At 49.0% G+C, this 12815-nt stretch carries 7 protein-coding genes; all 7 read left to right on the top strand.

The features are described 5' to 3' along the window. The first annotated feature begins 319 nt into the window (after window positions 1-319). Window positions 320-1297, top strand: a complete 978-nt coding sequence (locus tag ACE04G_RS23480; RefSeq protein ID WP_074093076.1) for an ABC transporter permease — start codon at window positions 320-322, stop codon at window positions 1295-1297. 15 nt (window positions 1298-1312) lie between these two features. Then, a complete protein-coding gene (locus ACE04G_RS23475; RefSeq protein ID WP_017691189.1) occupies window positions 1313-2221 on the top strand; it encodes a carbohydrate ABC transporter permease in 909 nt (302 codons plus the stop codon). Window positions 2222-2350: 129 nt separating this feature from the next. Beyond that, a complete protein-coding gene (locus tag ACE04G_RS23470) occupies window positions 2351-3988 on the top strand; it encodes a type 2 periplasmic-binding domain-containing protein (RefSeq protein ID WP_221822293.1) in 1638 nt (545 codons plus the stop codon). A gap of 175 nt (window positions 3989-4163) precedes the next feature. Beyond that, complete coding sequence (locus ACE04G_RS23465) at window positions 4164-6383, top strand: helix-turn-helix domain-containing protein (RefSeq protein ID WP_221822292.1); 2220 nt, start codon at window positions 4164-4166, stop codon at window positions 6381-6383. A gap of 50 nt (window positions 6384-6433) precedes the next feature. Then, entirely contained in the window at window positions 6434-8746 is a 2313-nt protein-coding gene (locus tag ACE04G_RS23460) for a glycoside hydrolase family 3 N-terminal domain-containing protein (protein WP_221822291.1), read from the top strand. Continuing rightward, window positions 8743-11889 carry an alpha-mannosidase gene (locus ACE04G_RS23455; RefSeq protein WP_449003746.1) on the top strand — a complete coding sequence of 1049 codons (3147 nt, stop codon included), beginning with the start codon at window positions 8743-8745 and terminating at the stop codon, window positions 11887-11889. The genes ACE04G_RS23460 and ACE04G_RS23455 overlap by 4 nt, the downstream gene beginning before the upstream one ends. A 38-nt stretch (window positions 11890-11927) precedes the next feature. After that, a complete protein-coding gene (locus tag ACE04G_RS23450; RefSeq protein ID WP_449003745.1) occupies window positions 11928-12803 on the top strand; it encodes a sugar phosphate isomerase/epimerase family protein in 876 nt (291 codons plus the stop codon). Window positions 12804-12815: the final 12 nt, after the last annotated feature.

Below are 12815 nucleotides of genomic sequence, written 5' to 3'. Positions count from 1 at the left end.
GTAAGAATGCCATGTCAATTCCGGGGGAGATATAACCACCTCCGGAATTTTTTTATTCATACATAAGGGACACAATTCCCAATAGAAACGGCTCGCAATCGCTTGTCACACAAGGGTTTGTGGAATAAAGAGAAGTCGGAGAAAATTGCAAATTGATAAAAGTTTATCGGGCGATGTACTATCAAATCAAGAAAGCGCTACCTGATATGAATGTTTACATCATGTTTGTTAAACAAGGAACTAGGAACAGAAAAATGGATGTTTAAGGGATGTAAATGTAATGTATTATTACACTTGAGGTGTAGAAGGAGTGACGCAAATGAGTCGAGCTACGGAAAGCATACCCGCCAAGATGGAACTCCAACAGAGGAAACATGTGGAGCCCAAGCGGCAGCATCCATTCATCAAAAGCCTCAAGAAACACTGGGAACTCTACCTGCTCGTGTTGCCCCCGGTATTGTATCTGTTGATCTTCAAGTACATCCCTATGGTGGGTGTCCAAATCGCCTTCAAGGACTTCAGTGTAGTCAAAGGAATCTGGGGAAGCCCGTGGGTCGGATTCAAACACTTTGAAGCCTTCTTCCAATCTCCAAACTTCTGGCTGTTAATCAAAAACACGATAGGCATCAGCTTTTATTCCTTAATTGCCGGTTTCCCCATTCCGATCCTTCTTGCGCTGGCGCTGAATGAGATTCGAACGGGTTACTTCAAGAAGACCGTGCAGATGGTCACTTACGCTCCGCATTTTATCTCAACGGTTGTTATGGTATCCATTATCATTCTGATGCTCTCCCCACATGTGGGCGTGGTAGACAAGCTATTCACACTGCTCGGCTTCCCGATGACCAACTTCATGGGTATCCCGGAATACTTCAAATCGATCTATGTCTGGTCAGGTGTGTGGCAGGGCATGGGATATTCATCAATTATATATATCGCAGCTCTTGCTGGTGTTGATCCATCTCTCTATGAAGCAGCAAAGATGGACGGCGCATCAAGGCTTCGGAAAATATGGCACATCGACCTCCCGTCGCTCGTTCCAGTCACCGTTATCATGCTGATTCTGAGTCTGGGCAGCATTATGGGCGTGGGCTTTGAGAAAATATACCTGATGCAGAATCCACTCAACACAAGCGCTTCGGAGGTCATCTCCACGTATGTGTACAAGGTGGGTCTGATCGGGGCGAATTTCAGCTTCTCCTCGGCAGTAGGGTTCTTTAACTCCATTATCAACCTGATCCTGCTGGTTATCGTCAACGGCATATCGCGCAAAGTATCCCAGAACAGCTTGTGGTAAAGGAGGAGTTTATCCATGTTCAACCTGATTAATCGTAACCGGATCAAGGACCCACTCGGTGACCGCATTTTCATGACATTCAACTATATCTTTCTGTTCGCCATACTGCTAACAGTGTTTTATCCGCTTTTGTATATCATCAGTTCTTCGTTCAGCTCTTCACGAGCCGTGACATCCGGTCAGGTGTGGCTGTTCCCGGTAGACTTTAACATCAAGGCGTACATCTCCATTTTCAAAAGCCAACAGCTTATGCTCGGTTTTTATAACACGATCATCTACACCGTGGTGGGCACGTTCATTAACGTGGTGCTGACCGTCATGCTGGCGTATCCTTTGTCACGCAAATCGTTCTATGGACGAGGTGCCATCATTATTTTCATGATGATCACGATGTTCTTTGATGGCGGTCTGATTCCCACCTACCTCTTGATGAAGGATTTGCACCTGCTCGATACACGTTGGGCGATGTGGCTGCCCGGGGCGCTCGCAGTATTTCAGGTCATCGTGGCAAGGACTTTCTTCCAATCTTCCATCCCGGAAGAACTCGGGGAGGCCGCGGAAATGGACGGTTGCCGGGATATCCGGTATCTGATCAGCGTAGTTCTTCCCTTATCAAAGCCCATTCTGGCAGTCATGACACTCATGTATGCCGTAGGTCACTGGAATGCGTACTTTGATGCATTGATCTACCTGCGTTCCGAGAAATTGTTCCCTCTACAATACGTGCTTCGCAATCTGCTTATCCTGAACGCGGCTGATCCGGCGATGCTCGCCAATACCAGCCAACAGATGCGGGACCAAGGCTTCGAGCAGGTGTTGAAATATGCACTGATTGTTGTCGCGAGCATTCCAATTTTGATCATGTATCCATTTGTACAGAAGCATTTTGTTAAAGGGGTCATGGTTGGTTCCCTGAAAGGTTAATCCTTGTGAGTTAAGCCCGGTTGCCTCTTGAAAGGAGGTGGAAGGAACACGCCGGCTTCCGGGGTCGATTTTATAAACGTGCAGTACAAGTCAATAATTTGCCGTTATGAACAAAAAGGAGGAGTCAGATTGAGAAAATCTTGGATTTCGATGTTGTTTCTGGTCTTTGCTTCGATGGCTTTGTTGTCTGCATGCAGTTCATCCGAGGAATCGGGTGGAAGTAGCGACGGTAGCGGGGAGAGCGGTGGTCCTGTAACCATGACCCTCTTTGCTCCGCAAGGCAAAGCGTCCATGGAAGAGAATGAATTCACCCAATTTATCGAAGACAAGTTCGACGTTACCCTAAAATGGGATCTGGCCCCAACGGACGCCTTGCAGGATCGCAGACAATTGCTGCTGGCTAGTGGTGATTATCCCGAAGTGTTTCTTCACGGCAAGTTCACCACCTCAGACCTTCAAACCTATGGAAAACAGGGCGTGTTCCTTCCGCTACAAGATCTAATTCAGAAGTATGGTCCGAATCTAACCAAGATTATGGAAGAGAAACCTTACTTCAAAGAAGCCATCACGGCACCGGACGGCAACATCTATGCGCTGCCGATCTTCAATGAATGTTACCACTGTACGTATGCACAGAAATACTGGATAAACACGGAGTGGCTTGATAATTTGGGCCTGAAAATGCCAACCACAACCGATGAACTGTATACCGTTCTGAAGGCGTTTAAGACACAAGATCCAAACGGTAACGGGAAAGCGGACGAGATTCCACTTACAGGCGCACCGAACAAGTATGTATGGAATGGCAACATTGATGCCTACCTGATGAATAGTTTTATATACAATGATAACGACAAATACCTGATCGTGAACGATGGCAAGGTGAGTTTTGCCGCCAATCAGGAAGGCTGGAAGAAAGGGCTGGAGTACATGAACAAGCTCTATGCAGATGGCCTGATTGACCCGGCTTCCTTTACACAGAACGATCAGGCGATAGGACAGCTGGGGAACAAGGAAGGCGACGAAGTGGTCGGCTCCATTACAACAGCGCTGGTCAGTTATCTCGTGAATACTTATGACAAAGACATCACCCGTCACCAACACTGGGAGATCGTTCCTCCATTGAAAGGACCAGATGGAGTGCATACGACAGGCGCTACACAGAGCGTAGGTGAGTTTGAGTTTGCCATCACCAACAAAGCGACAGAAGCACAACAAATTGCCGCCATCAAAATTGTAGACTACATGTTCAGTGAGGAAGGTGCGCTGTACGCGGAGTATGGCCCAACCGAAGGCAAGGGCTGGAAGAAGGCAGATGCCGATGAGAAAAACATCAATGGCGAGCCGGCCAAATACAGCTACTACAACCTGCCTGAGCGTGATCCAAACGTTGTTGTGAACGAGAGTTGGTCACAGATCGGAGCCCATGACTTGTCCAACACGTTCCGTAATCTGTTTGCCGAAGGACAGAACCCTTTAGAGGCAGAGGGTTATGGTACACGTCTGGCTCAAGCTACCAATGTGTATGAACCTTATGCACCCAAAGAAGTATACCCTGCGAACGTATTTATTCGTCCAGAGGATACCGAATCAGCAGCACAACTGACTACAGCCATTAAGGATTATGTGCAGACGAATATGGCACAGTTCATTATTGGCAGCAAGAGCATTGATAAGGAATGGGATTCGTATGTCAAAGGCTTTGATGGTCTCGGACTGAGTAATTACCTTGAGATCTACCAGCGTGCCATTGAGAAAAATCAATAATAGAAGGATTCAATATAGAGGCTGTCCCGTCTGTCACCCGTGACCGGGACGGTCTTCTCCTATGACAACCCCACGTCATCCGATATAATGTACTGAATATTTATGGGAAATTAGCGATCAGCACAGGTGTTTGTCGTCATTCAGCATGAACAGTAACGGTGGGGGGATCTCGGAGATGAACAACAATTGGTTTAGGCGTTTGCTGTTATCGTATCTGCCTGTTTTCTTTATTGTGACGACCATTCTATTTTTTATTTTCTTCCAGGTATTCAATGAACAGAACCGTAGGGAAGCACTCAAGGCCAATGAATTCCTAGCATCACAGGTAACGCAATATCTGGACAACTCCTTGCGTTCCATTGATTTCAAGGTACTGCGTGAGATTTTGACCAACCCTAACTTGAAGAATTATTTCTCGGTATCTGGCAGCGAAGATGTGTATGCCGGCATTCAGGCGGTCCAGGTGGTTGATGAATTGAAAATAGAGTATCCGCTGATTGATTCGATTTATCTCGTTCGATACGGGGATGGCACGGTCTTCAGTAACGGGAAGGCTGTTCCGATTGAAGAGTTCCCGGATGCAGACTTTATTGCAGATAGCCGGTCAAGGGATGAACAGAAGTGGGCAGGAGCACGAGCGTTCAAGGCTTTTCCTTCACAAGCGACGGAGCAGGTGATTACGATTGTGCGAAGTGTAGGAAACGGCAAAGGACTTGTGGTGACAAATGTGGACCTGAGTACCCTGAGAAAATCCATTATGCAGATGTATGATCCGGAATTTACGTTTGTGAACATCTTCAACCGTTCGGGCGGCAATCTGTGGGATAGCAGCATGCCAGGAGGGGTCGCAGCTTCTACTAAAACCACGTCGGGAGAAGTCTTCTCCGAATTTACGTCGAGTTATAGTGGTTGGAAGGTGCAGACAGGTCTCAACAATGGAAAAATCGTCAAGTGGACTCTGCAATTTTATAATATCTGGTTTGCCTTTGCGATAGTGGTTGTGTTGATCGGTGTGGTGTGGGTGATCTATGTGACCCGTAGAAATTACAAGCCGATTCAGCAGATTGTCACGTTAATTCAGACCGTCTCTTCACAGAAACAATCTGGACTGAACTATGGCAAGGAGAATGAGTTCCGATTCATCCATACAACACTGGAACGCATGATTGATCAGACGAGACAATATCAGGAGGAGCATGAAGAGAATCTGATTTTGCAGAAAAAAATGTTTTTTCAGGAGTTGCTGGAGGGCACACGAGACTTTACGAGCACGGAGCTGACAGCGGAGATGAAGAAGTTCAAACTGCCTGAGCTGGAGCATCGTTGGGCCGTCATGGTAATTGAAATGGATCGGTATGATACATTTGTGACGGAGTATCATCATCAGGACCAATCCCTCCTGAAATTTGTGTTATCCAGTATTCTGCAAGAGAGTGCACGCCATGAAGGGACGGAAGTATGGGCTGAATGGATCTCCGATCAGCGTCTGTACGCCATCCTCTGGATTCCGGAAATGGAACAAGCTGAGGAGACTGAACATCGATTGCTTGCTGGTTATCTGGACAGAATCGATCAGTATCTGAACTTCACCGTGACCATTGGTGTTGGTCGGGTTGCTGTCGATATTCGGGGGCTGAGAGCTTCATTGAAAGAAGCCGTGCACGCGCTGGAGTACAAGGCTGTACTGGGGATAAATCGTATCATTCCGTGTAGCGATGTGCCGAATTCGACCAATGATGTGTATGAGTTCCTGAAAACCATCTCACTGTTGGTACAGGCGATGCGTTTATCGGACGATGTCTGGGAAAAGCATTTTGAAAGACTCTTTGAACAAATCAGTGAGTCCGTTCTATCCCGGCAGGAGATTATGAATACGATCCAACTGTTATTTCAACATTACAATCGGGAATTCGCCGAACTTCCACGGGAGTATCAGGAGTCATGGGCTGCTATATTCACCCCACTTCTCCCAAGGCTTGAAGGCTGGGAGACGTTAGACGATCTGCGTAAGCTGTGTTGGGAAGGGTTCAGGGAACTGGCGCTGCAGATGCAGACGCTGCATTGTTCCCGAAAACACAGATCACATATTCTGGAGATTCGCAAATACATCGAAGAGCATTACAACAATCCTGATCTGTCACTGAACTACCTTAGTGATCTATTCGATATTAATCCGAAGTATCTGAGCAAGCTTTTCAAGGATGAGATTGGGGAGAAGTTTGTGGATCTGCTCATTAGTCATCGTATCGAAAAAGCCAAGCTGCTCATGCAGGAGACCGATAAGGCTATTCAGGAGATCAGTGAGGAAGTGGGATACACAAACTATAATTCCTTCAACCGGGCTTTCAAGAACGTGGTGGGTGTGGCACCAAGTGACTACCGCAAAGCCATGTGATGTAAGTGCACCCGCCTAACTAATTCCGAACGCATAAGGAGAATGTGCATATGGACTATAAAGATGCTTCGCTTCCCATTCAGGAGCGGGTTCAGGATCTGATCGGACGGATGACAACGGAAGAGAAGATTGGACAACTCATTCAGCCGATGGGATGGAAGACGTATGATAAAGCAGCTGATGGTACAGTACAGGTGACGGAAGAGTTCAAAGCGGACATGGAACAGGGCGGTGTTGGTTCTCTGTATGGTGTGCTTCGGGCCGATCCATGGACGGAAGTGACACTTGAAACGGGGCTTACTCCACGGCAGGGAGCCGTTGCCACGAATGTCATTCAGCAGTATGCCATGGAGCATTCCCGGCTGGGCATTCCCATTTTGTTCGGAGAAGAATGTTCCCACGGGCATATGGCGATCGGGGCAACAGTTTTTCCGGTACCGTTAATGGTGGGCAGCACATGGAATATGGAGTTATACCGCAAGATGTGTGAAGCCATAGCTGTGGAGACCCGGAGCCAGGGGGGAGCGGCAACGTATTCCCCGGTGCTTGATGTCGTACGTGACCCGAGATGGGGACGGACGGAGGAATGTTTTGCCGAAGATCCATACCTAATCGGTGAATTTGCAGTAGAAGCGATGAAGGGACTACAGGGTGATCGCCTCGATTCCAACCAGACGATTGTCGCGACACTCAAGCATTTTGCGGCTTATGGCAGCTCGGAGGGTGGGCGTAATGCAGCACCTGTGCATATGGGATTACGTGAATTACATGAAATAGATCTGTTGCCGTTCAAAAAAGCAGTGGAAGCCGGGGCTTGCTCCGTGATGACCGCCTATAACGAGATTGATGGCGTACCTTGCACATCCAGTACGTATCTGCTGAATAACCTTCTGCGTGAGCAGTGGGGTTTTGATGGGTTTGTGATTACTGATTTTGGTGCCATTCAGATGCTGGTCCATGGACATAACACCGCTGAGAACGGGGAGCAGGCTGTAGCACAGTCCCTTCAGGCAGGGGTAGACATGGAGATGTCCGGGTACATGTATCGCAAACATCTCGCTCAGGCGTTGGAGCAGGGACTGATCGAAGAGAAGGATCTGGACTTGGCTGTGTGGCGGGTGCTGGAGATGAAATTCAGACTTGGGTTATTTGAACAACCTTTCGTTGATCCAGAGTTTGCAGAGCGGGTTATCGGATGTGAAGACCACAATCAGCTGGCGAGGGAAGTTGCACAAGAGGGGATTGTTTTACTGAAAAATGAGGGGGATACCCTTCCGCTTGCCAAAACAGGTACGAAGCTAGCTGTTATTGGTCCGAACGCGAACCATATCTATAACCAGCTTGGGGACTATACCTCGCCACAGCCGAGAGAACAGATTGTCACCGTACTGGATGGTATTACGCGCAAGCTTGGCGCGGATTCGGGCCAGGTGCTGTACGCACCTGGCTGCCGGATTAAAGGCGATTCCAGAGAGGGCTTTGCACAAGCGCTCGCCTGTGCAGAACAGGCGGATGTCATCGTGATGGTGATGGGTGGTTCCAGCGCCCGCGATTTTGGTGAAGGTACGATCGATTTGCGGACAGGTGCTTCAGTGGTGACCGATGATCCATGGAACGACATGGAGTGTGGTGAGGGCATTGACCGGGCTTCCCTGAATCTCATGGGTGTTCAATTGGAGATGGTACAGGAGGTACATAAGTTGGGGAAACCCGTTATCGTCGTGTATATTAACGGCCGCCCCATTGCTGAACCTTGGATTGATGAGCATGTCCATGCGATTGTGGAAGCGTGGTACCCCGGGCAGGAAGGCGGTAACGCGATTGCAGATATTTTGTTTGGCGATGTGAATCCATCGGGTCGCCTTACGGTTTCCATTCCCAAGCATGTTGGACAACTTCCGGTCTATTATCATGCCAAACGCACTCGTGGCAAGCGGTATCTGGAGATGGATCTGGCGCCGCAGTATCCGTTTGGATATGGACTGAGCTACACCGAATTCAAATACGAGAATGTAAGAGTAATACCAGACGTAATTGGGCCAGAAGATGAAGCGCAGGTGATGGTTGAAGTCACCAATACCGGAGCGGTATCGGGAAGCGAGGTTGTACAGTTGTACATCACGGATATGTCGGCTTCGGTCACCCGGGCTGAAATGTCACTTAAGGGTTTTCGTAAAATCCATCTGGAGCCAGGACAGACTCATACCGTTACGTTCCCTGTGCAAAAAGAACATCTCGCACTGATCGACTCCCGTCTCCAGTCTGTCGTAGAACCGGGTGAATTCAGGCTCATGGTTGGCCGTAATTCCACAGATTGGACCGCTTGCAGTCTGCAGATCCAGAAGGTGGGGGTGGAGGTATGATTCGAATTCAGCGATTCATCGAAGATCTGAAACAGCGGCAATGGCTGGATACGATCGAGCTTCCAGTGTGGGAGATGCAGAGGGCCAGATACATTCGGCCAGGGGAATACGAGTACGAGCAGGCACATGAAAATAAAGATGAGCAGGCAAACAAGGCCATGCAAAACTTGAATCCGCTGAACAGCGTACACGGAACGACGTATTTTCTGCGCAAACGTGTGGAGATTCCGGCGGAATGGCAAGATCAGGCTATTGGTCTGATCTTCGATGCCGGAGGAGAAGGGCTGTTGAAGGTGAATGGCATGCCTTATCATGGACTGGATCGGAATCACTGGTTCGTACCCCTTCCGAGGAGTCGTGTTGGCAATACACCGCAGTTGGAGATTGAACTCTATGATCCGATTCCAGAGCCGCATGATCCACTCAACCGACAAGCTGTTATTCAGCCGCCTATTCAGGGCATTCGGGCAGCATTGGTTCATATTAATCAGCCACTGCAGAGCCTGATGTACAGCGTTACGGTACTCGCCGAGTCGCTCCGGGCATATAACGAGAAGGAGCCCAAGCGGATGGCACTTGTTCAGGCCATTCATCAGGTGATGGATGACATGTACAATGACCCGGAACGCTGGAGTGATGCAGCCTGGATACAGAACTTCGAATATGGGTTAGCACAGTCGGTACAGCAGGAAGACCCGGAGGAATATCGAAGTGGCTTCATGCATCTGGTTGGACAATCCCACATTGATATTGCCTGGCTGTGGCCTGTACGTGAGACGGTTCGCAAGTCCAGTCGCACGTTTTCGACCATGTGTACCTTGATGGACACGTACCCGGATTTTGTGTATTCCCAGAGCCAGCCGCAGTTGTATGCCTTCGTGAAGGATCATTACCCGGAGTTGTACGAGCGAGTTAAAGCCCGTATTGCCGAAGGCCGCTGGGAGTTGGTTGGAGGCATGTGGGTGGAGCCGGATCTGAATATTCCGAGTGGTGAGTCATTGGTTCGGCAAATTCTGTATGGGCAGAACTTCTACCAGGCGGAGTTTGGCAAACGCTCCAACATTGAGTGGCTGCCAGATACCTTTGGTTACTGTGCTTCCTTGCCGCAGATGCTGAAGCTCGCCAATATTCCTTATTTTATGACCACCAAGCTGAATTGGAATGATACCAATGCGTTTCCGTATGACCTCTTCGACTGGGTAGGCATAGATGGCACTTCCGTGCTGGCATATCTGAATCATGGGGTGAATGAACATACGCGTCCCAAAGATGTGGATGAACATTGGCAATCATTTAAACAAAAGGATGTACACCCTGAGCAAATGTTGCTTTACGGACATGGCGATGGTGGTGGCGGCGTGACGAATGAGATGGTGGAGTTTGCGGAGCGATCCCATTTGATGGTTGGACAGCCAATCAGCAAATTCAGCACAGCAGGGGCTTTTTTTGAAGATATATCGTTAAACAACCCGACGTTGCCAAAATGGCACGGGGACTTGTACCTGGAACTGCATCGCGGAACCTATACGACCCATGCAAGGAACAAACGTAGTAACCGAAAAGCAGAGGTATTGTACCGGGAAGCGGAGATCTGGGGGCAATTTGCCGGGGCTTACGCCGTACAAAAGAAGAATGATCTGGATGAAGGCTGGAAGTTGATTATGCTCAACCAATTCCATGACATTATTCCGGGAACGTCGATTCCAGAAGTTTACGTAACGTCCACTGAGGAGTACACAAAGGTATTTGCATTAGGTACATCCGCACTGCGGGAAACGCTGGATACCCTTGCGGAGAACATTGCAACAGATGAAGTGGATGGTCTGCCCTACATTATATTCAACAGCCTCGGCTGGGAACGTGGAGAAAATATCACCATTACAGGGGATGCTCACCTCGCCAGGATGGCAGCATTCGATCGTGAAGGTAACCGTCTGGCCTGTGATCTCGAACAAAAGGAAGACAAGTATACACTGCTCGTGCATGTTCCGTCGATTCCTGCTTTTGGGTATACAACGATATGGCTACGAGAGGCACCGGATGTTATCCTTCCATTAAGGGAAGAAGAACTTTTCCCTTCCACGTGGGAAACGGAATTTTACACGCTTGAGTTCAATGACTTGGGAGAGATTACCAGATGGTATGACAAAACGGTAGGACGCGACTGGCTGAAGCCCGGTGATCGGGCGAATGAGTGGCAGTTTTTCCATGACAAACCGACGTACTGGGATGCATGGGATATCGATCCACGGTTTGAATCCCAGCGCGCAGGTGAAGTGCAGTTGATCTCCAGAGAGGTTGTACAGCACGGGGCTACGCGAGATGTACTGCGTTTTGTCTGGAAGCTGAATCAATCGGAGATCAGTCAGGATATCATTTTGCATCGTTACCAGCGGCGTGTTGATTTCCATACAAAAGTGAACTGGAATGAGAGCCATAAGCTGCTCAAGGTGGCATTTCCGGTGGATCTGGTGGCAGCCAAAGCAGCCTATGAAATCCCGTTTGGAGCGCTGGAGCGTCCAACTCATAACAACACCAGTTGGGAGCAGGCACAGTTCGAGGTCTGCGGACATCGTTGGGCGGATATCTCGGAGGGCAACAGCGGTGTGAGTTTGCTGAATGATTGCAAGTACGGCTATGACATCAAGGATCGGACGATACGTCTGTCCCTGCTTCGTGCCCCGAAATGGCCGGATGAACATGCCGATCAGGGCGATCATGAGTTCACGTATTCATTTCTGCCCCATCAGGGGGATTGGCGACAAGCTGCCGTGGTTAGCCGGGCGATGGAGCTTAACCATCCGTTGGAGGTTGTGGCAGCGAGTCAGCATTCTGGTCCATTGCCAGCAGAACACGCTTGGATTCAGTTCCAGAGTGAACATGTCATTCTGGATGCAATTAAGCCTGCAGAAGATGGCTCGGGAACGGTACTACGTTTCTACGAATCATCAGGCAGTCGAGAAACGGTGCATGTCCAGTGGGCTGAAAAGGAAATCAAAGCGTCCATCATTAATCTGTTGGAGGATGAGATCCATCCGTTGGCTAGTGTGAATGGAGCATTCGAACTGACCTTTAAACCGTATGAGATCAAGTCGGTGAAACTTGTTGATATCAGTAATGAGTCGAACCTTACATTTATATGAGAACGTAGAGTTACTCATTCAATCACGGGAGGTATGACATGAAATTAACGAACAAGATCGGTGTCATCGTGGATAGCTTTGGTGTAGGCGTACGGGAAGGGTTGAACAAAGCCAAAGACGTAGGTGCAGAAGGTGTGCAGATCTACGCCGTCAAGGGAGAGATGGACCCCGAAAATTTGTCGCCTGCGGCGCGCAAAGAGTTAAAGAGTTACATCGATTCTCTAGGTCTCGACATTTCAGCATTGGTCGGCGATCTGGGTGGACATGGGTTTCAGGTCAAGGAAGATAATCCGTGGAAAGTAGAGAAGTCGAAGCGAATCGTGGATCTCGCTTTGGATCTGGGCACCAACATCGTCACAACACATATCGGTATTGTTCCACATGATTCTTCATCGGAAGTCTACGCTACGCTTCACGCTGCTTGTGAGGAGCTGGGCCAATATGCCAAAAGTGTTGGTGCATACTTTGCCATTGAGACAGGACCGGAAACGGCTGCTGATTTGAAAGGATTTCTGGATACGCTGTCGACCAACGGAGTATCGGTGAATTTTGACCCGGCGAATATGGTGATGGTGACCGGAGATGATCCGGCGCGGGGCGTTCATCTGCTCAAGGATTACATCGTACATACCCATGTGAAGGATGGGGTGCGGCTGAAGGAAGTGGACCCAAGAGATGTATACGGTGCAGTCGGTTATGCACCTATGGATCACGATAAGATTGCCGAGATGGTCTCTTCCGGAACCTTCTTCCGTGAGGTGCCACTGGGCGAGGGTGGCGTTGATTTTGACGGATACTTTGCAGCTCTTCAGGAGATTGGGTACACCGGTTATCTGACGATTGAGCGTGAGGTAGGCGATCAGCCGGAGCGAGACATTCGCAAGGCAGTTCAATTTATCCAACAATATCGATAGGGAGTTGAGCAG

It is taken from the genome of Paenibacillus sp. AGC31, assembly GCF_057334655.1.
Note: the sequence above shows the minus strand (reverse complement) of the source record. Positions and strands in the feature narration are given on the sequence as shown.

Coding starts and splice junctions, on each gene's coding strand:
- ACE04G_RS23450 (WP_449003745.1), top strand. CDS start 11,928: ATGAAATTAACGAACAAGATCGGTGTCATCGTGGATAGCTTTGGTGTA.
- ACE04G_RS23475 (WP_017691189.1), top strand. CDS start 1,313: ATGTTCAACCTGATTAATCGTAACCGGATCAAGGACCCACTCGGTGAC.
- ACE04G_RS23465 (WP_221822292.1), top strand. CDS start 4,164: ATGAACAACAATTGGTTTAGGCGTTTGCTGTTATCGTATCTGCCTGTT.
- ACE04G_RS23460 (WP_221822291.1), top strand. CDS start 6,434: ATGGACTATAAAGATGCTTCGCTTCCCATTCAGGAGCGGGTTCAGGAT.
- ACE04G_RS23455 (WP_449003746.1), top strand. CDS start 8,743: ATGATTCGAATTCAGCGATTCATCGAAGATCTGAAACAGCGGCAATGG.
- ACE04G_RS23480 (WP_074093076.1), top strand. CDS start 320: ATGAGTCGAGCTACGGAAAGCATACCCGCCAAGATGGAACTCCAACAG.